Here is a 24737-nt window from a genome sequence, read left to right on the forward strand (position 1 = left end):
TTGAATGAGGACGCGGTCAGGCCGCCCTCTCGGCGGCCGCTTCGGTCTTTTCGACGATGCTCATGATGTCAGCCTCCTTCATGATCAGGAGATCCTCGCCGTCGATCCTGACCTCGGTGCCGGACCATTTGCCGAACAGGATGAAGTCGCCCGCCTTGACGTCGAGCGGGATCAGTGTGCCGTTCTCGTCCCAAGAACCGGGGCCCGCGGCGATCACCTCGCCTTCCTGCGGCTTTTCCTTCGCGGTGTCGGGAATGATGATCCCGCCTCTGGATTTCAAATCACCTTCCGCACGCCGGATGACGACGCGGTCGTGGAGCGGCCGGAATTTCATTGGGATCTTTCTGAGGCTGCGCGTAGGGCTGCCACGTCACCAACATAGGGCGTTTGGCACTCGATTGATAGGAGTGCCAAATTTAATTCTTACGTATTTGAAAATATTTCCTCGATCATCTCATATAATTTACAGAAATTATCGCTTTTTGAGGGTCGTACTGTTGTTTTCAATCGATTGTTTATTTTCTGTAAATCGGGATTTTTAATTTACGGCTGAAAATAAATAAAAGCATGCCACGCCTTGTTCGCACCTCAATTGAGGTGCATATAAGTGGCTCGTTGATTTGGCCGATTTGGGTTTTGCGGTGTCAGAGACCCGCCATTCACCACCGAATTCTCGACAGCGGCTCTATTGCGCCAATCCGGCGCATGTGTCGCTCCGTTCGAACCCTGGAATGAACGCCGACGCTGACCACGGATGTACTGGCAGCGTCGGCATCGTTCCGGTTCGGATGGGAATAATGCAGGAGGCGCCTCCGCGTGCGTCTGCGGGAATCGCAACCATGGCCAGCCGTACCACACAGACAGTCGTCCATTTCTCCGCGCCATTCAGCTTGCCGGACTTCGATACGCCGCAACCGGCCGGCGACTATCGCGTCGACCATGACGAGGAAGCGATCGAGGGCGCCTCCTGGCTTGGCTGGCGACGTGTCGGCGCTTTCATTCACTTGCCTGGCATCGGGATGCGCGGACCGACGCAGCAGATGGTGCCGATCAATCCGGCGGACCTCGACGCCGCACTCGAAAAGGACAAACAACCATGACTTATCTAAGCGCCCGGCAACCCGGTGCCCGATCGGTCCGACCCGCCCCCGCAACCCATCTTTTTGCGGTGGGCCAGGCCGTTCACCTGCGCGGCAATTTCGGCACATTCCCGAAAACCTCGGAAGTCTACCGCATCACCGGCACGCTCCCGCCGAGAGGAGATTCGCTCCAGGACCGCATCCGCAACGATGACGAACGCAATGAGCGGGTGGCGACACCGGACAGCCTCGAACCGGTCCGTCCCTCGCAATCCAGCGAAGGCGCAACCCTCATCGAAAGGACGTTCGGCCATGGCCAAGGGACAGAAACGCAGCAATCGCGAGATCAGGAAGCCGAAGCAGGAAAAGGCGCCGCCCAAGCCTGAAGGCGCGTTCAGCAACCCGATCAAGCTCGCCACAAACAGCAACGCTTCGCGTGGCAATGGCAAGGGCTGATGACCGCGATGCGATACCGGTGGGCAAGAACGATGAAGATCGTGATCGAATTCTACAGGACCCGCGACGCCGACGATGCCCATGCCGTCATCGGTCGTGAAGCCCTTGAGGTCGACGATCTCGACGGCGCCATTGCAGCCGCGCGGCTGTTGGCGCGAACCCTCGACATGCCACAGCGTCCCGACTCCATGGCGATCACCGACGCGAACGGCAAAACGCACTACTCCGGCGTCATCGACCCGGAAGCAGTGGACGAAGGAAGACAATGACCATGAATATGCAGCACGTCAAGGAGACTGAACGGAAGCGAATTGCAGCCGCGATCAGCGTCTGGGAAAACGAGGGCGGTGCGCCCAGCCAGGATTCCATGCACCATCAATATGGCCGTCGTATCGAAGCCGACCGTTCCTGGACTATCTATCATGTCTTTACCGGAGTTCCAGCGCGTTTCGGCGGCGATGCCATGACCGGCCTGAGCCGTCTGGATGCGACGCGTGGCATGTTGCGTCTCAACCTGCGCAACGCCGAACGCCGCAGGGAACGCATCGAACTCTCGTCCTTCAAGGCAGTTCCCAAAACGGCGGAGCGCGGGTCATGACGCTGACCTTTCCCAACCCAAGCCGCAGCTTCGACGAAGTCCGCAACGCCGTGCGCTTCATGGGCCATGACGGCATGTTCCAGATCCGCTTCTTCATCGAGGTGGGTGCGCTCACGAGGTCGGATGCTGCCAAACGCGAGGCGGGGGCGCTGGAAGCCAAATGCCTGTCGGCTTTCGACGCGTTGCGCCCATCCATCTACGATGTCGCGCGCGAGGCCTATTCCCACGGCCGCCGCGATTCCTACACGCTGACCGCCGCGGATTTCCGGTAACGTCTCAAGATGCTGATCCGCTATGGCTATGAGATCACGCTGACATGCCAGCAGCCCAGGGCCCTGGTCTGCCTGCTATCGGTCCATGAGGACCGCGCGGCCGACATCAGGATGCCGGAAACGACATTCACCACTCCCGACGTATCGGTCTCGACCTACCGCGGTCTCTTCGGTAACCGTTGTCGGCGCCTCGTTGCGCCGGCGGGCGACCTGACGATATGGGGCGACGCCACGATCGAGGATGACGGCAGGCTGGACAAGGTGGTACTAAATGCTCGTGAACTAGCGGTGCCTGACCTTCCGGACGACAGTCTCGTCTACCTCATGGGCAGTCGCTATTGCGAGACCGACCGACTCAGCCAGATCGCCTGGGATATATTCGGCACCGTTGCTCCGGGATGGGGCCGCGTGCAGGCGATCTGCGACTTCGTCCACAATCACATCCACTTCGACTACATGCAGGCCCGCTCGACGCGAACGGCCTTCGAGACCTATCACGAGCGTGTCGGCGTCTGTCGCGACTTCGCGCACCTTGCCGTCGCGTTCTGCCGCTGCCTCAATATTCCGGCCCGCTATGTCAACGGCCACCTCGGCGACATCGGCGTGCCGGTCGTCGATCCGATGGATTACAGCGCCTGGATCGAGGTCTTCCTCGATGGCGAATGGTACACATTCGATCCGCGCAACAACACGCCACGGATCGGCAGGATCGTCGTTGCACGCGGCCGCGATGCGGCCGACATACCGCTGATCAATTCGTTCGGTCCGCATGTCCTGAAGGCGTTTCGGGTCTGGACTTATGAGGTGCCGGGACCGATCGGTGACAAACATGTCGAAGCCTCATCTTCCCGAGATGGGAACATACGCGGAGCGATGCATTCCGACACAAAAAGTCGGCGTTAAGCCACTTTGTTGGGAGGTCTGAAAGTGGTGCACCTCACCCTACAGCTTCGCCTTCGGCAATGTCTGCTTTTGTGCACCGGCAAAAGGCATAATCAATGCCCACATTGCGGGCGCATTGCTGCCGAAGGTGCCCCGTCAGCACACGGTATCAGAAAGGGATTCGAACTGGCGCGGAGTTTATTTGAAGCGACTTTCGGTTAGCGTCAGCAAATGAAACTCATCACAACATTATAATGGTGGTAGCGCTCCATCGCAATGTTGCATCCGGTGGGCTGCCTCAGATCCAACTTCGCCATTCCTCCATGTCGACTCCACCCTTTGTTGAAGTTAACGTCGTCCCGAAAATAGCCGTTGGGGATCTTGCCAACCTGCCTTGCTCAGTCTCTGGACAGCCCCCGCGCAATCAAGCGTGCAAGCCGCTCCGAGAATGCCCTGGCATCCGCCGGCTTGTCGCCGTCAAGCACACGGGCCTCGTCATAAAGAAGATGCGCCGCATCCTCCTTGAAGGCCCGCTCGTCGTTGCCAAGCTTTGCCAGCGCTACGATGCGCTCGTTCCGGGGATTGATTTCCAGAACAGGCCTCGCAGCCTTGTCGAGACGGCCTGCCGCATTGAGCAGCCGTTCGAACTGCCGATCGGGGCCATGCTCAGGGGCGACCAGACAGACCGCGCTCTCGGTCAGGCGGTCGGAGGCCTTCACGTCGGATACAGCATCACCGAGCGCTGTTTTGACGAAGGCCAGGAACGTGGCGATTTCCGATGATATTTCGGCGTCCGGCTTTGCAGAGCCGTCGAGCAGTGGAATGTCCGAGAGGTCGGCCGCGCCTTGCGTTACCGATTTGAACGGCTTCCCCTCGAATTCCGGCGCGATCGTCACCCAGAAGCTGTCGACCGGATCGGTCAACATCAGGACTTCAATGCCGCGTGCCTTGAAGCCCTCGAGCTGGGGCGAAGCTTCGAGCCGCGCGCGATCGTCGCCGGCAATGAAGAAGATGGCCTTCTGCCCTTCCTTCATTGCAGACACGTAATCGGCAAGGCTGCGCGACGCCTCACCGGAGGCAGTCGAGCGGAAGCGGGCCAGCTTGAACAGTTGCTCGCGCCGTTCGTAGTCTTCGTAGAGACCTTCCTTCAGAACGACTCCGAAGTTCTCCCAGATCTTCGCATAGGCTTCCGTATCATTCTCAGCCAGTTTGACGAGATCACCAAGGATACGGTTGGTGACGCCCTTTCGGATCGCCGCCAGCAACGGGCTTTCCTGGATCATCTCGCGCGAGACGTTGAGCGGCAGATCGGCGGAATCGACCAGCCCGCGAACGAAGCGGAGATAGCGCGGCAAGAGGTCGGCATCGTCGGTGATGAAGACGCGCCGCACGTAAAGCTTCATCCGCCCCTTGCGGTCCTGATCGAAGAGGTCGGACGGACGCGCACCGGGCACGAAGGCCAGAACGCTGTACTCCTGCCGGCCCTCGGCGCGGAAATGGATCGTCGCGGCTGGCTCGTCATACTGGCCGGCAATGCCGCGATAGAAATCCGTATATTCCTCGTGCTTGATCTCGCTCTTCGGTTTCACCCATAGGGCCGTACCGTCCGCGATGTCGCGTGCTTCGGCACCGGGCTTTTCGATGAGCGAGATCGGCACTTGCACGTGGCCGGACTGTGACTTCACCAGTCGTTCGAGCTGATAGCTTTCGGTGTAGGAGGTGGCGTCCTCCATGAGATGAAGTACGACGCGGGTGCCGCGCTCGGCGCTTCATCAAATGCGACCCGACCAATCTCATAGGAACCTTTTCCGTCGGAGGACCAGCGCCAGGCTTCGCTTCCCGCCTGTCGGCTGATCACGTCCACTCTGTCAGCCACCATGAAGGCGGAGTAACAACCGACGCCGAACTGGCCGATCAGCTGTGTGTCTTCATTTGCTTTGCCGGCTTCGATGCGCTCCATGAAGGCACGTGTTCCCGATCGGGCGATAGTGCCCAGCGCCTCCGCCATCTCGTCGCGGCTCATGCCGGTGCCGTTATCTTCCACGACAAGCTGCTTTTTGTCGGGATCGGCGGCGATGGCAATGCGCGGCCTGGGATCGTCGCCCAGCAGTTCGGGACGGCCGATCGATTCATAACGCAGCTTCTCGCAGGCATCGGCGGCGTTGGCGATCAGTTCTCGCAGGAAGACATCACGGTCGGAATAGACCGAATGCACCATCATATGGAGCAGCCGCGAGACGTCCGCCTCGAATGTTCTCGTTTCCGTCGCGGTGGTATCTGTCGTCATCTCAACGCCAATGCTGTGTGCAAACTGTCAATTTCGATTTTGAATGGCAGGAAAGCGGAAAAGTCTCAAGGTCGGGCTCCGCCGCCCCCGCCAGCTTATCTGCTGGAAGGCTCGCCCGGAAGCGAGGTCTGCGATCTACGATCCGCTGCTCTCAGACGTCCCAGATGATGCTGACACATGCTGCGCGGCGAGGAACATCAGCGTCGAGGCAGCCGTGCGGCGGCTCCAGCCAGCGGATTCGGCCATGTCAATCAGGCCGTCCAGCAGCGGCTTCAGCGCGCTCCGGCATTCCGTTTCGTGGGCCAGGAACTCTTTGGCCGAATGTGTCGGAGACGGAACGGCCCCGACGGTTGTCATCATATTCATGGCATTCTCCGAAGTCAGTCTGACATAAGCCCGCTCCCGAAACCGGGAGCGGGCAGTTTTATCGAAACCTCAAAAGTCCATGCCGCCACCACCCGGCATGGCCGGGATCGGTGCTTCCTTTTTCGCCTTCTCGGCCACCATTGCCTCAGTGGTGACGAGCAGACCCGCAACGGAGGCAGCGCCCTGCAGCGCGGTACGCACGACCTTGGCAGGGTCGATCACGCCCGCTTGTAGAGATCGCCGAATTCGTTGGTCTGAGCATTCCAGCCCCAGCCGAACTCGGTCTTCTCGCGCAGCTTGCCGACGATGACCGAACCTTCGGCACCAGCATTCTCGGCGATCTGCCGGACAGGAGCCTCAATGGCGCGGCGCACGATCTCGATGCCATGCTTTTGGTCGGCATTGTCGGCGACGACCGCATCAAGCGCCGTCGTCGCGCGCAGCAGGGCAACGCCCCCGCCCGGCAAAACGCCTTCCTCGACCGCGGCACGCGTAGCGTGCAGCGCGTCGTCGACGCGGTCCTTCTTCTCTTTGACTTCGACCTCGGTCGAGCCGCCGACGCGGATCACCGCAACACCGCCGGCCAGCTTGGCAAGCCGCTCCTGCAGCTTCTCGCGGTCGTAGTCGGAAGTGGTCTCCTCGATCTGCGCCTTGATCTGGGCGACACGGCCCTGAATTTCCTCCTTCTTGCCGGCACCGTCGACGACAGTGGTGTTTTCTTTCTCGATCACCACTTTCTTGGCGCGACCAAGCATCTGCAGCGTGACGTTCTCAAGCTTGATGCCGAGATCCTCGCTGATCGCGGTGCCGCCGGTGAGGATTGGCAATATCTTCCAGCATGGCCTTGCGGCGATCACCGAAGCCAGGCGCCTTGACCGCAGCCACCTTGAGGCCGCCGCGCAGCTTGTTGACGACCAGCGTGGCAAGCGCCTCGCCTTCGACGTCTTCAGCGATGATCAGCAGGGGCTTGCCGGATTGCACCACGGCTTCCAGGACCGGAAGCAGCGCCTGAAGGTTGGCGAGCTTCTTCTCGTGGATGAGCACGTAAGGCTCTTCCAACTCGACGCGCATCTTATCTTGGTTGGTGATGAAATAGGGGCTGAGATAGCCGCGGTCGAACTGCATGCCTTCAACAACTTCCAGCTCGGTCTCGGCGGTCTTGGCTCCCTCGACGGTGATGACCCCTTCGTTGCCGACCTTCTGCATCGCCTCGGCCAGGAAGCGGCCAATTTCTGCATCGCCATTGGCCGAGATGGTGCCGACCTGAGCGATCTCGTCGTTCTTGGTCACCTTGCGCGCATTGGTCCTCAGCTCGGCGACGATCGCATCGACCGCCTTATCGATGCCGCGCTTCAGGTCCATCGGGTTCATGCCCGACGCGACAGCCTTGGCGCCTTCCTTGACGATCGCCTGCGCGAGAACCGTAGCGGTCGTGGTGCCGTCACCGGCAAGGTCATTGGTCTTCGACGCCACTTCGCGCACCATCTGCGCCCCCATGTTCTCGAACTTGTCCTCAAGCTCGATTTCCTTGGCGACGGTGACGCCGTCCTTGGTGATGCGCGGGGCGCCGAACGACTTGTCGATGACGACGTTGCGGCCCTTGGGGCCCAGCGTGACTTTCACCGCGTCGGCGAGGATGTTGACACCACGCAGCATGCGCTCGCGGGCTTCGGTGTTGAAATTGACTTCCTTGGCAGCCATTGGATCACTCCTTCAAATCTAGGCAGCTTTCGTTGACTGGTTGACGTTGAAAGAAGCCGTCAGGCGGCCTTCTTCAGCGTGGCGGCCTGTTCGATCACGCCCATCACGTCGCTTTCCTTCATGATGATGAGGTCCTGACCGTCGAGCTTGATCTCCGTGCCGGACCATTTGCCGAACAGGATGCGATCGCCCACCCTAACGTCGAGCGGCTGAAGCTGGCCGGCCTCGTTACGCGCGCCGGGGCCGATGGCGATAACCTCGCCCTCGCTCGGTTTTTCCTTCGCGGTGTCGGGGATGATGATGCCGCCGGCGGTCTTTTCGTCGGCCTCGATGCGGCGGACCAGGATACGGTCATGCTATGGACGGAACGCCATGTCGTTCTCCTTTAAGGACAAACAGATTTTGAGGTTCCTCCGCACCGGACCGGCAAATTCGAACCGGCGCGAGGTGCGGCGATCCTTCATCAGGCATCGCGCGCGCAGATCGAGCTAGTTTTGCGATTTTCCGATCAAGAGGCGAACGCAAAAATTTTGGCACTCTCGTGCAGAGAGTGCCAATCGTCTGTTATCATGCAGCTATTTTGTTTAAGCGCTGGATTTTCCCGCTTGAAATTTCGCTGCCCTCCAACAAAGTTATCCCAGCCTAGTGCTGCCTCTGCGCAGCCGGAATCTGAACCCGCAACCAAGGAGTTTTTTGCAGACGGAGGACATCGATGAACCGACAGAAGTTTTCGCCGATCATTCCCTCTCTTGCCCCTGAAACATCCGACCTTTCGCTTGATCGCCTGCTTGCGCCGGCCAGGCACTTCAAGCATCCCAATGACGTGTTGAGCGACGAAACGCTCGATCTTCAGGAAAAGCGCGCAATCCTCTCATCCTGGGCCTCGGACGCATGCGCCGTCGAATCGATGCCGGCGCTGCGCCAGCCGCCGGGTGCCGAGCGGCCCATCTCCTTCGATCAGATCATGGATGCGCTGCGGCAGCTCGACGGTGAAGCATCAACGCACCAGTCCGGATCAGGAGATTTCCGCCACAGCTTCGACCGGCTGGACGCATGAGATCGTAGGGCGAAGGAGAAACGTATCGTGACAACGATCAGCAGGGAATTCCGCCTGCAGATGGAGGGCTATGGCCTGACCACGGCCGAAATCCACTATCATCTCCGGATCATCCCAGCCTGCTGCAGCTCTATGTCTGGCAGGAATATGATCTTGCGCCGGAGTTTCCGGAATTGAAGGGTTTCCTCGACTACTGGGAACGCGAGCTTGAAGGCTCCCTGCATTCGGTGCGCGTCGCCCATCATTGCCTGATCAAACCATCGGAATGGAAGGCGGTTGATGGCATCATTTCGATCCACTGACAGTAACGGAGCGCAACGCGAAGGCGGCATCGCCGAATGTCCGCTTTTGTGCACCAGCAGGGAAGTCGCAATGGCGGAAATGCGGGCGCACAGTTGCCGTTCGGCCTGCGTGGCGGGAACGACTGCTGTGGTGAAGGTTTTTCGATGCGGGCCGCGGCGTGACGGTGGCGGCTGGGCCTGTGTCGGCCCGCGTTGAAAAACCTCCCAAGGAGGAAGCCGCGGGGGGCTGGGTGGAGCCTATGGGGAAAGCGTTCGGCTGGCGGTGACCGGCGGGCACGACAGCAGCAATCGGGTTGGCGCAACAACGGCCAATGATGTGATGAGGGCTGGTTCTTGAGGCTGCCTGCCGTTGTGTCTCGGCGATTTTGCGGTGTTTGGCAAAGCCTGACGCAAACCGGCGCCACCCCGGAGCACATCGCAGATCCGGGCCGGCCTTGGCTGATGTGACATGCATTTCGTCATGCGGCCTTTTCCCACGGTGGCGCACGGGATCTGGGTTGCTGGCCACGGAGAAATATCTCGACGATGCGCATCGGGCCGCCGCAGTCCGGGCATGGCTCCCTCAGGGTGAGCGGGGTGATCTCGGCGCTTGGCGCTTCATCCTGCAATGGCGTTTCCGCCCCGAGCAATTTCCTGATCTTCGTGACAATGGCCTTGCGGCCTGCTGCGACCAGCAGGCCGTAATGGCGGATGCGGTGGAACCCGTCGGGCAGCACGTGAATCAGGAAGCGGCGAATGAACTCGTCGGTGGCCAGCTGCATGACCTTGTGACGGTCACCGTTCTTGATCCGGTAATCCTTCCAGCGGAAGGTGACAGTCTCGGCATTCGCGCTGATCAGGCGGCTGTTCGAGATCGCCACGCGATGGGTGTAGCGGCTGAGATAGGCCAGCACGGCCTCGGGACCGCCGAACGGTGGCTTGGCGTAGACGACCCATTCGGATTTGCGTAGCGGCACGAGCCAGGCGGCGAAGGTGTCAGCCTGTGCAAGCCCGGCCAGATCCCCGAAGAAGGCCAGGTCGCCTGATCGATGCAGCGCCATCAGACCTTCCACAAAGAGCCGTCGGAATAGCCGCGATAAGACCCGCACGGACAGAAAGAACCCGGGGCGGCAGCCGATCCACCGCGTGCCATCCGGCGACAGTCCCCCTCCGGGCACGATGATGTGGACATGAGGGTGATGCGTGAGCGCCGATCCCCATGTGTGCAGCACGCTGGTCATGCCGATGCGTGCGCCGAGCCGCTTGGGATCGGCCGCGATCGTGGTCAGCGTCTCGGCCGATGCCCGAAACAGCAGGTCATAGACAGCCTTCTTGTTCCAGTAGGCAATCTGCGCGATCTCGGCCGGCAATGTGAAAACCACGTGGAAATATTCCACGGGCAGCAGATCCGCGGCGCGGGCGGCCATCCAGTCCCGCGCCGCAGGTCCCTGGCACTTCGGACAGTGCCGGTTCTGGCAGGTAATGGGTGACGCCCATTACCTGCCTTATGGGCAAAGCCGGTAATGGGGAGCTGCCAATCGCGATCACCGTATTTTCCTGTGTATTGCCGCTCTCGAGCTCTCCATTACAAGTCACCCGTGCGGCCCCGTTGGGTCGGCCACTGATGGCCGGTCACATACGGAGACGGACATGTTGGAGACGTACTTCTCGGCAGCGAAGATGCTGGGGCATCTGCGCAGTGGGCCGAGCGGGCCTTACCTTGACGGGTTTGCAGCGGCGCTGGAGCGGCAGGGCTATGGCCCCGAGACAGCGGTACGCTATTTGCGAGCGGCGGCTCACATCGGCCATGTTATGGCCGAGCAAGGCGCGGGCCTGACGGACGTTGATCTCGCCGCGTTCGGCGAGCACCTGCGGACTTGCCGGTGTCCACGCGCCAAAGGCGGCCGGCGCAACCACCACACCATCTACGGTGCCAGGCTCTTTCGTCGGCACCTCGTCGAGCTCGGCCTTTGCCGGTCCGCGGCCGTGGGGGCAGCACCCGCTGAGCCGCAGCTGGTCGCCGACTTCAAGACGTGGCTGCGCAAGCATCGCGGCGCATCCGATGCCACCGTCAGGCTCTACGCCCGCGACGCCACAGGCCTGATGATGGAGCTTCGATCTGACCCGGCCGGCTGGAGACCGAACGATGTCCGCAGTTACTTCCTGGAGCGGGCGAGCAATAGCGGGAGTGGCACGATCGAGAAGATGACGACGAGCCTGCGGGCCTTCCTGCGGTATCTCGCAGTCGCAGGCCGTTGTCAGGCAGGTCTCGACGGCGCCGTTCCAGCCTACGCTCATTGGCAGCTTGCCGACATGCCCCGGTATCTGTCGACCGAGCAGGTCGACCGGCTGATCGCTGCCTGTGATGGCGACTTCGGTGGACGCCGGCGTGATCGTGCGATCGTACTTTTGTTGGTGCGCCTCGGCCTGCGGGCCGGTGACGTGGCGCAACTGCGTCTCGCGGATATCGAGTGGCAAACGGGATCGCTGCGGGTCTGCGGCAAGTCGCGCTACGAGGTCCGGCTGCCGCTGCCGCAAGACGTCGGGGATGCGATCGCCGCCTACCTCGAATGCCGGCCGTCTACCCGCCGGAACGATCCCTTGTTCACTGGGCCGCGCTCGGACCGTCCGTCGCGCAACGCGATGCACGGCTCAGAGCCGTCTGTCGCTTCGTACGCCATGTCCAGGTGGAGGACGTCAGGCACGAGCTGCCGCCGGCAAATCACTTCGGCGCCCGCAAGAAGCGTCGCACGCCGCACATCTACACGACAGACGAGATCAGTCGGCTGGTCGAAGCTGCGCTGCGGCTTCAGCCAACGCGCGGCTTGCGCCCGCACACGCAAGCGACCTTGATCGCGCTGCTCTCATGCACCGGGCTCAGGATCTCCGAAGCCCTGAAGCTGACGATCGCGGACGTGACCCGCGACGGTCTGCTGATCCGCGAGACCAAGTTCCGCAAGACGCGACTGGTGCCGCTGCACGACACGGCGGCCGCCGGCTTGCAGCGATACCTGGCACGTCGCGGGCCCGGCTCAGACGATGATCCGGTCTTCATCGACAAGCGCGGTCGGCCGCTACGCTACATTGCCGTCAAGGAGACCTTCGACAGGCTGGTCGACAAGGCTGGTATCAGATCGACGTCGGCTCGCCGTCCTCGTCTGCACGATCTACGGCACACGTTTGCGGTGCGCGCGCTGCAAGGCAGCCCTACCGGCCGAGGCCGGTGCGGGGCGCACATGGCGGCACTCGCGACCTACATGGGTCACATCAACATCTATGCGACCTACTGGTATCTCGAGGCCACGCCCGACCTCTTGCGCGATGTCGCCATGGCCGGCGAAGTGTTCATGTCCGAAGGGAGGTCAACATGACGCCGATCGCTCCCCTCATCGAGACGTTCCTGCGCGACACACTCGCTTGCCAGCGGGGCGCCAGCCGGCACACGAGCGACTCCTATGCCTCGAGCTTCCAGCTGCTGTTCGTGTTCGCCGCCGACCGGCTCAAGGTCAAACCTTCGGCGTTGACGCTCGAACAGATCGATGCCGGGCTCGTCAGCGCCTTCCTTGAGCATCTTGAGGACGAGCGCAAAAACGCGGCCGTAACGCGCAACGTTCGCCTGGCGGCGATCAAGTCGTTCTTCCGCTTCCTCGAGTACCGGCAGCCGGCGGCGCTCGAGCAGATCCGCCGTGTACTGGCGATCCCGTTCAAGAAAACTGACACGCGCCTCGTGCCCTACCTTCTGCGCGAAGAGCTCCAAGCCGTGCTCGACGCTCCCGATCCGGCGACACGCGATGGCGTCCGCGATCGCGCAATGCTGCACGTGGCCGTCTGCGCAGGGCTGCGCGTCTCCGAGCTGACGGGCCTCAAGGTCGATGACATCGACCTGCCTTCGATGAGCATCCGCGTGCTCGGCAAGGGACGCCGGGAGCGGACGCTGCCATTGTGGAAGCCGGCGGCCGCTGCACTGCGTGCCTGGCTGGCCATCCGCAGGCAGGTCGCGACACCCGAGGTGTTCGTCAACGCCCGTGGTGAGCCTCTGAGCCGATGGGGCTTTGCCTATCTGCTCAGGCAGCACGCCGCGACTGCAGCTCGCAAGCAGCCCGGTCTCGCCAAGAAACGCGTCTCGCCCCACGTGCTCAGGCACACCTGCGCGATGGTCGTTCTGCAAGCGACCGGGGACATCCGGAAGGTGTCGCTGTGGCTGGGCCACGCTACGCTGACGACCACCGAGGTCTACACGCGCGGCGATCCAACCGAGAAGCTCGATGCGATGGAGGCGATCTTGCCGCCCCACCTGCGGCGCGGCGTCTTCCAGCCCACCGACCGGCTGATCGAACTCCTCAGGCGTACCTCGTAATGGAGAGCGGGGTTGGCGGTGATTGGTGCACGAGCGCGATCAAATTGCCGCCAGCTCCCCATTATCGGCTTTGCCCATAATGCAGGAATTATAGGCGATGTGGTTATGCCCGCACTTGGTGCAAGCCGCCACATGCCCACCGAGCGCCTCGGTTCGGCAGGCTTCAATCGCCGACATGACCTTGAGCTGGGCCAGGCTGACATGCCCGGCATTGGCCCGCCGCCACGCGGGGCCGTAGGTGCGAAAGATGTCAGCGATCTCCAGCGTGGCCCGGACCACGTGACCCGGGCGCTACTCCAATCCGCGTCGGAGCGTTTGGTCCTGAAGCTTCTTCAACGTCTCGAACGGGCTGACCGTGCCGCGGATCGTCTTGGTGGCAACGTGGGCATAGATCGCGGTGGTATTGAGCCGGGCATGCCCGAGCAGGACCTGAATGACCCTGACATCGGTGTTCGCTTCCAAGAGATGCGTGGCAAAGCTGTGCCGCAGGGTGTGCAGCGTCGCGGGCTTGCCGATCCCGGCCATGTTTTTGGCGGAGGTGAAGGCGCGGTTGAGCTGCCGCGGCGAGATCGGATTGATCTTCGGTTTGCCGGGAAACAGCCAACCCTGCGGCCGCGCCTCGCGCCAGTAGGCGCGCAAGAGCTCCAGCAGCCCGGGCGACAGCATGACCTTGCGGTCTTTCTGCCCTTTGCCCTGTTCGACATGGATCAGCATGCGGTCGCTGTCGATGTCGCTGATCTTGAGATTGCACACCTCCGAAGCCCGCAGGCCGGCGCCATAGGAGATGCTGAGCGCCGCTCGATACTTCAGGCCCGGCCCCGGGGCTGCCATTAGAAGGTCGGAAACCTCCTCGACGCTCAGCACCACGGGCAGCTTCCGCGGCTGGCGGCGAAACTGCATATGCCGCTTCATGTCCTCACGCCCGCAGGTGGTGCCGAAAAAGAACCGCAGCGCCACGATGCGGGCATTGAATGTAGTCGGCGTGACGCCCGCATTGGTCATGTGCAGCTGGTAGGCGCGCAGGTCATCCGGCGTCGCCGTATCCGGCGGACGCTTGAGAAACCGGGCAAAATCCTTGATGGCTCGGATATGAGCCTGCTGGGCTTTGTCGCCCATCCCGCGGATGCGCATGTCTTCGATCATCCGCTCGCGAAGCGGGGTGGTCCTCTCCTCCGTCATGGGAACCTCCTGTCTGATGATTGAGAAGACCCCAATCGTCAGCCAGGACCGCAAACCCGCAAATGCACGACGTTCAGATCATTGCTGGACCCTCACCACGGGCGCCAGTGCCGCGCGAGCGGCTTCGTCCGTGGGTCAGAGTTTTCCGTTCCAATAATAAATGTTCACGCGCCCTCTTTACGCCGTGCAAGCCGCACGCCGGGGCCGGCGCCGTTCTCAGGAATGAACTCGATGCCGGCCGCTTCGAGTGAGAGCACGAGAGCCTGAATGATTGATGCGGACGCCGGTTTCGAACCACGCTCGATCTGTACGATGGTTCGCAAACTAACCTTTGATAAATCCGCCAACTCCTGCTGAGAAATGTCGAGAAGCCCGCGGGCCGCGCGGATTTGGGCTGGGGTCACTTCCATGGTTCTGTATTGCCTGTTGCACAAAAAGTGCAAATACGCTTATAATGTGAAGCGGCTGCTGAAGGTGTCGTAACCACCGCCAGCAGCCTGACCACAACCCAAGCTGTTAGGAGCTCGGATCATGGCTGATTCCGACAATACACGAGTCTGTCTTTCCGTCACGCGCAGGATGTTGCTGACGGGGATGATGGCGACGACAACGGCAATACCGTTCCGGGACAATGCGTTAGCTGCTGCCGAAGCGCTGGCCGCCAAGCCGGTGTTCGATCCCGCACTGGTGCTCTGGCGCGACTGGAAGGCCGCCTACCTCAACACCGCCGCGCTATGCCGGAAGCAACAGCGCCTTGAGACCCGACTGGCCGAAACCATCGGCTTTCCCAGCGCGGAGGTCTATCTGCCGGACGACGATGTGACCGTCAGCGTCTCCTGGCATGGGGACATCGAAGAGTTGTTCGGCGACGATCCAAAGCTGGCCGACCTCCGCGCCGAGGCGGAGGCCGATCTGGCGGCCCATCAGGCACGCTGGGACGAAGCCGATGCCAGGATCGGCTATTCCGCCGCCAAGCGGGAAGAGCGGGCAGCCGCCGATCATGAGCAGGAGCTGGTCGACACACTGATGGCGATGCCCGCCACCACGCTGGCCGGCGTCGCGGGCAAGCTCGATGCCGTCCTGCGCGAGGGCGAGAGCTTCGAGGAATGCGAGGAATTTCCCTGGCCGCAAATCCGCTCCGCACTCGTCGATCTGGTGCGCATAGCGCAGGCGCTGCAGCCGGGTATCTTCATGCCCGGCGCTGACCGCAAAGGGCCTTACCCGAAAAAGCGCCGGGAGGCCGTCTGCCCGTCGGTCATCATGCACCAGCGGGGCGACCGGGTGGCATGAAGCGCGCGTTGCCCGCAGAGCCGCTCCCGTCCACGGCGAGACATGGGGAGCCGGCCGTCGCAATCGCGCGATGCGGTACGCTTGCCATCGCGCCATGCGCCACTAGCGTTGACATCGCACTGTGGACGGACACCGACCCGGTGGCGATGGCCGCAGCGGCGCGCGATCTATTCGGTGCCGATGCCGCTACCGCAGCGGCATGGTGCGCGGTCGCGGCGCGTTGCGACGGACGTTGTGTCGATTATCGCTTCTGGCTGGCGGTGTTCGCCTGCCTTGAGGCCCCGACAGTGGGGCGGGTTGGAAGGCCGTGAGCCGCTGCCCGGCCATGCCGGTCAGCGCGCCGAGGTTCTTGGGGTTGGGAGGAAGCCTTACCTGCTTCCAGCACTTTGCCGGACCTCATGGCCGGTCAGTCAGGCTGGCGCTGCGCGCCACCGCAATGCGGCTGCGGCCTTGACAGACCGTCACGGTCCGGCAACCGGCCGGGAAGTAGGCAAGGCGGAGGGCGAGGAAAGGCGCGGTGCAAATGCGGACGACTTCTCAAGGCGCGCGCTGGCAAGTCCGTGTGGGGCGACCTGACGCGGCCTCTCGACAAGGCGCCGGACACACCACCCGTGCCGGAGGATGCCTTGTAACCAGGATGAAGATGGACCAGTGGCGCGGCGATTCGTTTCGATACGGCACTCGAAAGGTTTGGGTGGCGACTAGACTCCCTGGCTCAAATGCACGAAGCATGCCGCTTGCCATCCGAGCTATCCCGCAATGTCCTGTAGCGCTCCAACTGCGACCGAATACGTTGTAAATTCAAAGTTATTGTGTTTGTACGCCGTGCTACTACGCGCCGGGATTTTCGCTTTTCTTGTACCTCATCCGGATCAATCCTGCCGTCATTCGAGTAGGATTGGAGCTGGAATATGGAAGACGCTGAAAGGCAGGAACCGGAAGATCTCACCCCGGCCAACGACAATCAGCGACCAGGGAGTGAAGGCAGTGAAGACACCGACATTGCGCCCTGGCAGAGGGTGGACCGGGTGGTTCTCAGCATTGCCCGGCTGATCGGCCGGCGGATCGCTCGCGAGCATTTCGCGGCGCCGCACACGGCGAACGACAATGCAGGCTCGACAGGAGAGGCAGAGGGTCGGGAGTAGGACAGGAAGACCGAACAGGATTGAGAGAGAGGACCGGAACCATGCCACGCGTCGCGCTCTACGCCCGCTATTCGTCCGACAACCAGCGGGAAGCCTCCATCGAGGATCAGCTGCGGCTTTGCCGCGAGCACGCGGCGCGAGAGGGATGGACGGTCCTGGAGAGCTATTCCGATGCCGCCATTTCCGGCTCCAGCATCATCCGTCGACCGGGCATCCGGCGACTCCTAGCCGACGCGCAACGCGGGCAATTCGAGATCGTTCTTGCCGAGGCCCTCGATCGACTGTCGCGCGACCAGGAAGACGTTGCCGGTCTCTTCAAGCGGCTACGCTTTGCAGGCGTCAAGATCGCCACCCTTTCTGAGGGAGCAGTCGACGAACTCCACGTCGGTCTCAAAGGCACTATGAACGCGCTATTCCTGCGCGATCTTGCCGCCAAGATCAGACGCGGCCAAAGCGGCCGAATATTAAAAGGCTACGCGGCCGGTGGCCTGTCCTATGGCTATCGCGTGGTCAAGAAGCTCGACGAGAGCGGCGAACCGATCCGCGGGCTTCGTGAGATCGATGAGGATCAAGCCGAGGTTGTACGGAGGATTTTTCGGGAGTTCGCATCCGGGCAGTCAGCGCGTGCGATTGCTGCCGGCCTCAACCGTGATGGCGTCCCTTCGCCCTTCGGCGCAGCCTGGGCCGCCTCGACTATCAACGGCAATCTCAAGCGGCGAAGCGGTTTCCTCTACAATGAAGCCTATATCGGGTTGCTCATTTTCAACCGCCTCCAGATGGTCAAGGATCCCGAGACCGGCAAGCGCCTCTCGCGGCCGAACCCGCCGGAGCAGTGGCAGGTTGTGGCAGCCCCGCATCTGCGTATCATCGATGATGAGTTGTGGGACGTGGTGCAAGCCCGAAAGAAGCTCTACGGTGGCTCAAGACTCGATCAACGCCGACGACCGAAGCACATGTTCTCCGGCCTGGTGCGGTGCGGTTGTTGCGGTGCCTCCTATACGGTCAAGAACAGGGACCAGCTTGCATGCGCCGCCCACCGGGAGAAAGGGACCTGCGACAACAGCAGGACGATCCGTGTTGCCGAGCTTGAAAAGCGCGTTCTTGAGGGCATTGAGCGGCGGCTACTAGCCCCCGACGCAATCGCCGGTTTCCTCGCCGAATATGATGCCGAGCAAAAGCGACTAAGTACATCCAGCCGGCAAAGACGCAGGGAAATTGAAAGGAGGCTCGACGGACTCGATCGACAGATATCGAACATTGTGGACGCGATCGCAGATGGGATCGCCACGGCCAGCATGAAGGCGAGGTTGATGGACCTCGAAGGGGAAAAGGAGAGCCTGGCCGACGAACTTAAGGTTGTGGCACAGACCGACAGTGTGGTCGAACTCCATCCTGCTGCAATTGAAGCCTACCGCCGCAAGGTGTCGGAGCTGCAGAGTGCACTATGCTCTGACGAGGACGAACGCCGCGAGGCGGCCGCGCTTATCCGCTCTCTCGTCACCCGCGTTACGATCCTACCGAAAGAGCGCCGGGGCCAGGTTGAGCTAAGGGTGCACGGCGCACTTGCCGAGCTTCTCAATCTGCCAAATAGACAACGAGGAGAACCGCCAAACGCTGTATTGATGGTAGCGGAGGAGGGATTCGAACCCCCGACACAAGGATTATGATTCCTCTGCTCTAACCGACTGAGCTACTCCGCCGCCACGGTGGCAAACCTGGGAACCGGCAAGCCGGTTGCCGACGGTCCGCCGAGGTCGGGCGGATATAAGGTTCAGCCGCCTTGGCTGTCAAGCGAATGTCGGGGAGGAGAGAAGAGGCTCTGTCCCGGGGCGCGTCGTTCCCTGTCCCTCGCCGATTTCGGCATCCTTTTCGGGTAGCTCAGCCTCCACCTGCGTCGGGCCGAAAAGCCGCCGTTCAACTGCGTAGCCGGCTCGGAAGATTTCTTGACTGGAGCCTTGGCTGCCATGGGTTGAGTTCGCGCGGCCGCGCCGCTATGTGTCGCGGCACTTCGCCTCAATTGAGAAATGAATGAAACCACGCGTCGCAGTCCTCGGTTGCGGATATTGGGGAAGCAACCATATCCGGACCTTGAAGTCGCTCGGCGCGCTACACGCGGTCTCCGACGCCAATCACGCTCGCGCAGAGGGTTTTGCCAGCGAGCATGAGTGCCTTGCGGTCCTCCCCGAAGAGGTCGTCGGGCGCGACGACGTCGACGCGATCGTCATGGCGCTGCCGCCGCAACACCACGCAGAATTCGCCATCAAGGCCGTCAAGAACGGCAAGGACGTCCTGGTCGAGAAGCCGATCGCGCTCACAGTCGCGGATGCCGAGCGCTCGGTCGCGGCCGCCCGCGCCAACGCCCGCGTGTTCATGACCGGGCATGTGCTCAGATTCCATCCGGCATTCGTGAAGTTGAAATCGCTGATCGATCAGAACGAGCTCGGCGAGGTCAAATACATCCACTCGCACCGCCTCGGTCTCGGCAAGTTCCACACCGAGAATGACGCGCTGTGGGATCTTGCCCCGCACGATCTCTCGATGATTCTCGCAATCACCGGAACGGCGCCCATCGAGGTGCGCGGGGAGGGGGCGGCACTTCTCGATCATCTAAGCGATTTCGCGCATCTCCACATGCGCTTCCCGAACGGGTTGAGGAGCCACCTCTTCACGTCGCGGCTCAACCCTTATCGTGAGCGGCGGTTGACGGTCGTCGGCACCAAGGCGATGGCTGTGTTCGACGACGTTGAGCCCTGGGCGCGCAAGCTCGCCGTCTATCGCCATGCGGTGTGGCAGGACAGCGGTCAATGGGCCTTCACCGCCAATGAGCCGACCTATATCCCGGTCGAAGAGGGAATGCCGCTTACCCACGAGCTGGAGCATTTCCTCTATTGCATCGAGACGCGCGAGCTTCCCCTGACCAATGGCGAGGAGGCGATCGACGTCCTGAAGATACTCACCGCGGGGACGGTCACGCATGACTAGGAGAGTGGGGGAATAAGGGAGTAGGGGGGTAGGTGTAGGAGTCGTGCCCCACCTACTCCCTTACTCCCCTATTCCCATACTCCCCTATTCTGCCGCCACCAGCCGCTTCAGCATCGCCTCGGCCTCGGCGCCGCGCTCCGAGCGCGCGATGAAGCCGCCGCCGAAGACGCGGGCGTCGGTGCCGTCGTCGGAGTAGAGGACGCAGGCCTGGCCCGGCGCGATGCCGGATTCGCCCTCGGCGAGCTCGACCCAGGTCTGGCCGCCATCATGGAAGAGGGTCGCGGGCCGCGGCGGCCGCGTCGAACGCACCTTGGCGAAGAGCTCGACGCCTTCGGCCGGAATCTCGTCAAGGGGGCCATCTCCGAGCCAGTTCAGAGACCTCAGATGCACCTTGTGCGTCTCCAGGGCCTCGCGCGGGCCGACGATGACGCGGGCCTGGTCGGCGTCGATATGGACGACGTAGAGCGGCTCGCCCGAAGCGATGCCGATGCCGCGCCGCTGGCCGATGGTGAAGCGCAGGATGCCGTCATGGCGGCCGAGCACACGGCCGTCGATATGGACGATGTCGCCGGGCGAGGCTGCATTCGGCTTCAGCTTGGCGATGATGTCGGAATATTTGCCTTGTGGCACGAAGCAGATGTCCTGGCTGTCGGCCTTGCCGGCGACCGACAGCCCCATGCGCTCGGCAATGGCGCGGACCTCCGGCTTACCCATGCCGCCTAGCGGGAAGCGCAGATAGTCGATCTGCTCCTGGGTCGTGGCAAACAGGAAATAGCTCTGGTCGCGATCGGTATCGACCGGCCGGTATAGTGCCCGGTGCGCGCCGTTGGCGCGACTGCGGATATAGTGCCCCGTCGCCAGCGCGTCGGCGCCGAGCTCGCGGGCAGTCTCGAGCAGATCTGCGAACTTCACCGTCTGGTTGCAGGAGACGCAAGGGATCGGCGTCTCGCCCGAGACGTAGCTCTCGGCGAAGGGATCGATGACGGCCTTGCGGAACCGCTCCTCGTAGTTGAGCACATAATGCGGAATGCCGAGTGTCTCGGCGACGCGCCTGGCGTCGGCGATGTCCTGGCCGGCGCAGCACGAGCCTGTGCGATGCGTGGCGGCGCCATGGTCGTAAAGCTGCAGCGTGACGCCGACGACGTCATAGCCCTCCTCCTTCATGAGGCCGGCCACGACCGAGGAATCGACGCCGCCGGACATGGCAACGACGACGCGGGTATCCGCTGGCCGTCCGGGCAGGTCGAGGCTGTTCATGTGATTCTTGTCCGTCTCAAATTGTCTGCCGGCGCGTTCGAGTTCGCATTGCAGCGCAGCGAATATAGGTCAAGCCAAAGCCTTACGCCACCAAGCAAGTCGCTCAGCGTCGGGGCCAAATAGAAAGCGTCGTGGCTGAACCGGAAAAATGCGCTTTTTTTGCTTAGGCTTTTTTTAAAGCTGTCACGGTAGCGTGATCGGGATTGGTAGATTGTGTTGCGTAGAGAGTAATATGACCGATCTCGTTAGGCCGCGTGTCAAATATGTCATCGGGCCGGACGGCAGCCCACTTACGATTGCCGATCTGCCGCCCTCGAACACGCGCCGTTGGGTAATACGCCGCAAAGCGGAAGTCGTTGCCGCGGTGCGGGGCGGCCTGCTCAGCCTCGAAGAGGCTTGCCAGCGCTATAAGCTCACGACGGAAGAATTCCTGTCCTGGCAGGCGTCGATCGACGAATACGGGCTTGCGGGCCTCAGGACAACCCGAATTCAGCAATACAGGCACTGAAAGCCGGCTTGCAGAGGTCGAATGGACGAGGGCGCAAAAGCGCCCTCGCTTCGTTCGGGCAGCGGATACTCAGGCTTATTAGAACAATCCATCCCTAGAACTGCAACTCCGCCAGAAACGCCTGATAGTGTTCCGGCAGGCCGTGCTGCCGCGCGCCATTGCGGATATGGGCAAGATAGGCAGCGTTGGGGGCAGGAGGGTTCGGGGTGGCAGTCGCTATATAGGCCTGCACTTCAGTCGGCACGCCCTCGATCCTTACGACGAGAGCCAAACGGTTGTAGCGGTTGCGCTCGGCCGGCCAATCGAGCCGGTAGCCTTCATGCCGATCCAGGGAATCAAGATCAGCCGCATTGAGTCGATGAACGACGCCCCAAACCTCGCGCCCCGCGGCGGGCTCGACCGACGATACCCCGCAGCCTCTTTTTTCAGAAAGACGGGGGAAGGAAAGCCGGTAGTCTTGCAGAACGGCATTGCCGATCTTCTGGTGCCCCGGACAGCGGACATCCAGCTGCACATTATCTAAGTTCGATCCGTAGCTGAAAATGAGCGTCATAGGTTCACCTGGGCCGATTGTGGTTGCGGCATATCGGCGAGCCTTCGTTTACAGGTCGGCCGAAGCCCCAGACTGAGTGCCTTGCAGTGCAAACGCAAGCGTGCTGCCCCTCTACCCTAACCTGCGGGTGGGAGAGATGGGCGCAAGCGTGACCACCTCGCATTACACCGTCAGCACCACCTTGCCCTTAGGCCTGGTCGCCAGGAAGGAATGGGCGGCGCCGGCCTGATCGAGCGGGAAGGTCCTCTCGACATTGGGCCTGAGCTTGCCGGCGTCGGCGAACCGGGCAAGCTCCACAAGGCCTTCACGGTCCGGCCGCACGGAGATCCGCTCGATGCGGACGTCGCGCGCCTTGCCTTCGGCCTGTGCGGCATCGGTGACGCCGAGCAGTGAGACGAGCACGCCACCGGGCTTCAGTGCCTTCACTGTCTGAGCCGCGTGATCGCCGCCGACGGTCTCCAGCGCGACGTCGGCCTCCTTCGCCCGCTCGACAAAGTCGCTCTTGGCGTAGTCGATCACCACGTCGGCGCCGAGCGAGCGGACGAAATCGACCTTGCCGGCACTGGCCGTGGCGATCACGGTCGCGCCCCGAGCCTTGGCGATCTGCACGGCGAGGTGGCCCACTCCGCCACCCGCCCCGTGGATCAGGACCCGCTGTCCCTGACCGATGGCTGCCGTACGCACCAGGCTGAGCCAAGCTGTGAGGCCGGCAAGCGGGATAGCAGCCGCATGAACGTGATCGAGCGACTTCGGCTTCGGCGCAAGCTCGTTTGCGGGCGCGACGACCTGTTCTGCATAAGCTCCGGCCTCCTTGGGAAAGAGCGGCATTCCATAGACTTCTTCGCCTACGGACACGCCCTCGACGCCCGGTCCGACCTCCTCGACGATGCCTGAAATGTCCCAGCCGATGGTGAAGGGCGGCTCGCCGAGCAGCGGATAAGCCCCGGTTCGGACCGCGACATCCACGGGATTGATGCCGGCGGCTTTCACGCGAACCAGAACCTGTCCTGCGCCGGGCTTCGGCGATGGGCGCTCCACGACCTCGAGAACTTCCGGCCCGCCAAGTTTCGTCTGAACAACGGCACGCATGCTCGATCTCCTTTGGCAACTGTGATGCGCCGCTATCATCTGGATAGTGCTACCCGATTGTCCAGTAGGTACCTTCTTGATATGTAGGTACCCCATGGATAGTGAGAACCGCGAAAGGCCGTTCGGCTACGATGCGTTCCGCCGCGAATGCATGTCGCACACCGTGCTGGAGATGCTGGCCAGCAAATGGGTGTACCTGGTCGTCAGTGCCTTGAGATCAGGCAAGCGGCGACATGGCGAGCTTGCTCGAAAGGTCGAAGGCATCACGCCGAAGATGCTGACGCAGACGCTGCGCGTGCTGGAGCGCGACGGTCTCGTACGCCGGGAGATATTTCCCGTCATCCCGCCGAAGGTCGAGTACGAGCTTACTGATCTTGGCCGCAACCTCGCGGAGCTGCTCAACCAGATCAGGATGTGGTCGGAGCGCCACGCGCCCGACATCAAGCAGGCGCGGGCGCGATCACTTGCGGCAGGTGAGGGCTCGGAGGAGAAGGACCTTGTGACCAGGGCCTAGTTGCCTCGATTGCAAATGCTGAAGCCGCGGAATAACCTGTCGCTTAGCTTCGGGAGGGTTTCCATGGCGTCGACCTTCAATGTCCGCCGCGCCGACGGCTACGAACAGCTCATGGGGCGGTGGAGCAAAAGGCTCGCCCCTCTTTTCATCGATTTTGCAGGTCTCGCGGATGGCGATCGGGTGCTCGACGTCGGATGCGGCACCGGGAGCCTGACCTTTGCACTCCCGCAAGCCGCAAATGTCGGGGAAGTTGCTGCGATCGACTTCTCGCCGGTCTTCGTGGGGGAGGCGAGACGGCGCAACACGGATTCGCGAATCAGGATCGAGGAAGGAGACGCATGCGCGCTGCCGTTCGAGGACGGCCGTTTCGATCGCGCGCTGTCGCTGCTCGTGCTTCACTTCGTGCCCGACACAGCAAAGGCAGTCTCGGAAATGCGCCGGGTCGTGCAGCCGGGTGGCGTCGTGGCGGCAGCAGTATGGGACCATCTGGGCGGGATGCCGGGCATGCGCATGGTGTGGGACACCGTTGCGGCCTTGGATGAGGATGCGCGTCGGCAGAGAGGCGTCTATTTTTTCCAGCCCATGATGCGCCCGGATGAAATGAAGCAATGCTTCATCGAGCAAGGTCTGCTGGATGTGCAGCAGACATCGCTTCTGATCCGAATGGATTACACGTCGTTCGACGACTTCTGGGCGCCCATTGCCGGTGGCGAGGGGCCGGTGGGGAAGTATGTGGCCGGACTTGACCCGGCGCGGCGAGCAGTGACCGACGCCGCCGTGAGGGCGGCCTACGAAGGCGGCCAGCCAGATGGCCCGAGATCCTTCGCAGCCGTGGCATGGGCATGTCGCGGGGTCGTTCCCTCTGCCTGATCGTCGGCGGCAGT

The 24737-nt window shown here is 62.1% G+C and carries 25 protein-coding genes, 1 tRNA gene and 5 pseudogenes; 18 read left to right on the top strand and 13 right to left on the bottom strand.

Annotation, left to right across the window (positions count from 1 at the left end):
• Positions 1 to 16 precede the first annotated feature (16 nt).
• The gene (gene groES / locus SAZ10_RS10540; RefSeq protein ID WP_318609183.1) at positions 17 to 334 is read right to left on the bottom strand and encodes a co-chaperone GroES; all 318 of its coding nucleotides are present in this window, start codon (positions 332 to 334) and stop codon (positions 17 to 19) included.
• A 505-nt stretch (positions 335 to 839) separates the two neighbouring features.
• Here groES and SAZ10_RS10545 point away from each other — a divergent pair.
• From SAZ10_RS10545 to SAZ10_RS10570, 6 genes are all read left to right on the top strand, one after another.
• The gene (locus SAZ10_RS10545) at positions 840 to 1100 is read left to right on the top strand and encodes a hypothetical protein (protein ID WP_318609184.1); all 261 of its coding nucleotides are present in this window, start codon (positions 840 to 842) and stop codon (positions 1098 to 1100) included.
• Positions 1097 to 1465 (top strand): hypothetical protein, encoded by a 369-nt coding sequence (locus SAZ10_RS10550; RefSeq protein ID WP_318609185.1) that lies wholly within the window; start codon positions 1097 to 1099, stop codon positions 1463 to 1465. Before SAZ10_RS10545 ends, SAZ10_RS10550 begins: the two co-directional genes overlap by 4 nt.
• Positions 1466 to 1567: 102 nt before the next feature.
• The gene (locus SAZ10_RS10555; protein ID WP_318609186.1) at positions 1568 to 1804 is read left to right on the top strand and encodes a hypothetical protein; all 237 of its coding nucleotides are present in this window, start codon (positions 1568 to 1570) and stop codon (positions 1802 to 1804) included.
• A 2-nt stretch (positions 1805 to 1806) separates the two neighbouring features.
• Positions 1807 to 2133: a hypothetical protein gene (locus SAZ10_RS10560; RefSeq protein ID WP_318609626.1), complete on the top strand. Its 327-nt coding sequence runs from the start codon at positions 1807 to 1809 to the stop codon at positions 2131 to 2133.
• The gene (locus SAZ10_RS10565; protein ID WP_318609187.1) at positions 2130 to 2405 is read left to right on the top strand and encodes a DUF1488 domain-containing protein; all 276 of its coding nucleotides are present in this window, start codon (positions 2130 to 2132) and stop codon (positions 2403 to 2405) included. Before SAZ10_RS10560 ends, SAZ10_RS10565 begins: the two co-directional genes overlap by 4 nt.
• 9 nt (positions 2406 to 2414) lie before the next feature.
• Complete coding sequence (locus tag SAZ10_RS10570; RefSeq protein WP_318609188.1) at positions 2415 to 3308, top strand: transglutaminase family protein; 894 nt, start codon at positions 2415 to 2417, stop codon at positions 3306 to 3308.
• A gap of 377 nt (positions 3309 to 3685) precedes the next feature.
• Here SAZ10_RS10570 and htpG read toward each other — a convergent pair.
• The 4 genes and pseudogenes from htpG to SAZ10_RS10590 form a co-directional block, all read right to left on the bottom strand.
• Positions 3686 to 5574 (bottom strand): annotated as a pseudogene (gene htpG, locus SAZ10_RS10575) (molecular chaperone HtpG).
• 135 nt (positions 5575 to 5709) lie between these two features.
• The gene (locus SAZ10_RS10580; protein ID WP_318609189.1) at positions 5710 to 5940 is read right to left on the bottom strand and encodes a hypothetical protein; all 231 of its coding nucleotides are present in this window, start codon (positions 5938 to 5940) and stop codon (positions 5710 to 5712) included.
• Between the two features lie 69 nt (positions 5941 to 6009).
• Positions 6010 to 7641 (bottom strand): annotated as a pseudogene (groL, locus tag SAZ10_RS10585) (chaperonin GroEL).
• 59 nt (positions 7642 to 7700) lie between these two features.
• A complete protein-coding gene (locus SAZ10_RS10590) occupies positions 7701 to 7988 on the bottom strand; it encodes a co-chaperone GroES (protein WP_318609627.1) in 288 nt (95 codons plus the stop codon).
• Positions 7989 to 8353: 365 nt separating this feature from the next.
• Here SAZ10_RS10590 and SAZ10_RS10595 point away from each other — a divergent pair, with 365 nt between their 5' ends.
• Both SAZ10_RS10595 and SAZ10_RS10600 read left to right on the top strand, forming a co-directional pair.
• On the top strand, positions 8354 to 8698 hold the full coding sequence (locus SAZ10_RS10595) for a hypothetical protein (protein ID WP_318609190.1): 345 nt from the start codon (positions 8354 to 8356) through the stop codon (positions 8696 to 8698).
• A gap of 60 nt (positions 8699 to 8758) precedes the next feature.
• Positions 8759 to 9000, top strand: a pseudogene (locus tag SAZ10_RS10600) (usg protein).
• 458 nt (positions 9001 to 9458) lie between these two features.
• Here the strand turns inward: SAZ10_RS10600 and SAZ10_RS10605 are convergent.
• Positions 9459 to 10460, bottom strand: a pseudogene (locus SAZ10_RS10605) (IS91 family transposase); the annotation flags it as partial.
• A gap of 169 nt (positions 10461 to 10629) precedes the next feature.
• Here SAZ10_RS10605 and SAZ10_RS10610 point away from each other — a divergent pair.
• The 3 genes from SAZ10_RS10610 to SAZ10_RS10620 are packed head-to-tail and all read left to right on the top strand — an operon-like array spanning position 10630 to position 13336.
• Complete coding sequence (locus tag SAZ10_RS10610) at positions 10630 to 11832, top strand: tyrosine-type recombinase/integrase (RefSeq protein WP_318609161.1); 1203 nt, start codon at positions 10630 to 10632, stop codon at positions 11830 to 11832.
• The gene (locus SAZ10_RS10615; RefSeq protein WP_318609162.1) at positions 11805 to 12350 is read left to right on the top strand and encodes a tyrosine-type recombinase/integrase; all 546 of its coding nucleotides are present in this window, start codon (positions 11805 to 11807) and stop codon (positions 12348 to 12350) included. The genes SAZ10_RS10610 and SAZ10_RS10615 overlap by 28 nt, the downstream gene beginning before the upstream one ends.
• Positions 12347 to 13336, top strand: coding sequence for a tyrosine-type recombinase/integrase (locus SAZ10_RS10620; RefSeq protein WP_318609163.1), 990 nt, complete (start codon positions 12347 to 12349; stop codon positions 13334 to 13336). Before SAZ10_RS10615 ends, SAZ10_RS10620 begins: the two co-directional genes overlap by 4 nt.
• A gap of 81 nt (positions 13337 to 13417) precedes the next feature.
• Here the strand turns inward: SAZ10_RS10620 and SAZ10_RS10625 are convergent.
• The 3 genes and pseudogenes from SAZ10_RS10625 to SAZ10_RS10635 all read right to left on the bottom strand — a co-directional run.
• Positions 13418 to 13615: pseudogene (locus tag SAZ10_RS10625) on the bottom strand (transposase zinc-binding domain-containing protein); the annotation flags it as partial.
• A gap of 12 nt (positions 13616 to 13627) precedes the next feature.
• Positions 13628 to 14515 (bottom strand): site-specific integrase, encoded by an 888-nt coding sequence (locus SAZ10_RS10630; RefSeq protein WP_318609191.1) that lies wholly within the window; start codon positions 14513 to 14515, stop codon positions 13628 to 13630.
• A gap of 164 nt (positions 14516 to 14679) precedes the next feature.
• Positions 14680 to 14925, bottom strand: a complete 246-nt coding sequence (locus SAZ10_RS10635; protein ID WP_318609192.1) for a helix-turn-helix transcriptional regulator — start codon at positions 14923 to 14925, stop codon at positions 14680 to 14682.
• 121 nt (positions 14926 to 15046) lie between these two features.
• Here SAZ10_RS10635 and SAZ10_RS10640 point away from each other — a divergent pair, with 121 nt between their 5' ends.
• The 3 genes from SAZ10_RS10640 (at position 15047) to SAZ10_RS10650 (ending at position 18617) form a co-directional block, all read left to right on the top strand.
• Positions 15047 to 15805, top strand: a complete 759-nt coding sequence (locus SAZ10_RS10640) for a hypothetical protein (RefSeq protein WP_318609193.1) — start codon at positions 15047 to 15049, stop codon at positions 15803 to 15805.
• Positions 15806 to 16716: 911 nt separating this feature from the next.
• Positions 16717 to 16950: a hypothetical protein gene (locus SAZ10_RS10645; RefSeq protein WP_318609194.1), complete on the top strand. Its 234-nt coding sequence runs from the start codon at positions 16717 to 16719 to the stop codon at positions 16948 to 16950.
• A 41-nt stretch (positions 16951 to 16991) separates the two neighbouring features.
• On the top strand, positions 16992 to 18617 hold the full coding sequence (locus SAZ10_RS10650; protein WP_318609628.1) for a recombinase family protein: 1626 nt from the start codon (positions 16992 to 16994) through the stop codon (positions 18615 to 18617).
• Here the strand turns inward: SAZ10_RS10650 and SAZ10_RS10655 are convergent.
• Positions 18574 to 18650, bottom strand: a tRNA-Met gene (locus tag SAZ10_RS10655). The two genes, SAZ10_RS10650 and SAZ10_RS10655, sit on opposite strands and share 44 nt — an antisense overlap.
• 328 nt (positions 18651 to 18978) lie before the next feature.
• On the opposite strand from SAZ10_RS10655, the gene SAZ10_RS10660 reads away from it, so the two are divergent.
• Positions 18979 to 19932 carry a Gfo/Idh/MocA family oxidoreductase gene (locus SAZ10_RS10660; protein WP_318609195.1) on the top strand — a complete coding sequence of 318 codons (954 nt, stop codon included), beginning with the start codon at positions 18979 to 18981 and terminating at the stop codon, positions 19930 to 19932.
• Positions 19933 to 20016: 84 nt separating this feature from the next.
• On the opposite strand, the gene mnmA is transcribed toward SAZ10_RS10660, so the two are convergent.
• On the bottom strand, positions 20017 to 21189 hold the full coding sequence (gene mnmA / locus SAZ10_RS10665; protein ID WP_318609196.1) for a tRNA 2-thiouridine(34) synthase MnmA: 1173 nt from the start codon (positions 21187 to 21189) through the stop codon (positions 20017 to 20019).
• A 232-nt stretch (positions 21190 to 21421) separates the two neighbouring features.
• Here mnmA and SAZ10_RS10670 point away from each other — a divergent pair, with 232 nt between their 5' ends.
• Positions 21422 to 21697 carry a DUF1153 domain-containing protein gene (locus SAZ10_RS10670; RefSeq protein ID WP_026227425.1) on the top strand — a complete coding sequence of 92 codons (276 nt, stop codon included), beginning with the start codon at positions 21422 to 21424 and terminating at the stop codon, positions 21695 to 21697.
• A 94-nt stretch (positions 21698 to 21791) separates the two neighbouring features.
• On the opposite strand, the gene SAZ10_RS10675 is transcribed toward SAZ10_RS10670, so the two are convergent.
• A complete protein-coding gene (locus SAZ10_RS10675) occupies positions 21792 to 22250 on the bottom strand; it encodes a gamma-glutamylcyclotransferase family protein (protein ID WP_318609197.1) in 459 nt (152 codons plus the stop codon).
• A gap of 162 nt (positions 22251 to 22412) precedes the next feature.
• Positions 22413 to 23339, bottom strand: coding sequence for an NADP-dependent oxidoreductase (locus SAZ10_RS10680; protein ID WP_318609198.1), 927 nt, complete (start codon positions 23337 to 23339; stop codon positions 22413 to 22415).
• A 94-nt stretch (positions 23340 to 23433) separates the two neighbouring features.
• On the opposite strand from SAZ10_RS10680, the gene SAZ10_RS10685 reads away from it, so the two are divergent.
• A complete protein-coding gene (locus SAZ10_RS10685) occupies positions 23434 to 23853 on the top strand; it encodes a helix-turn-helix domain-containing protein (protein ID WP_318609199.1) in 420 nt (139 codons plus the stop codon).
• A 63-nt stretch (positions 23854 to 23916) separates the two neighbouring features.
• Complete coding sequence (locus SAZ10_RS10690) at positions 23917 to 24723, top strand: class I SAM-dependent methyltransferase (RefSeq protein ID WP_318609200.1); 807 nt, start codon at positions 23917 to 23919, stop codon at positions 24721 to 24723.
• Positions 24724 to 24737: the final 14 nt, after the last annotated feature.

It is taken from the genome of Mesorhizobium sp. BAC0120, assembly GCF_033542235.1.
Classification (GTDB): domain Bacteria; phylum Pseudomonadota; class Alphaproteobacteria; order Rhizobiales; family Rhizobiaceae; genus JAWRCU01.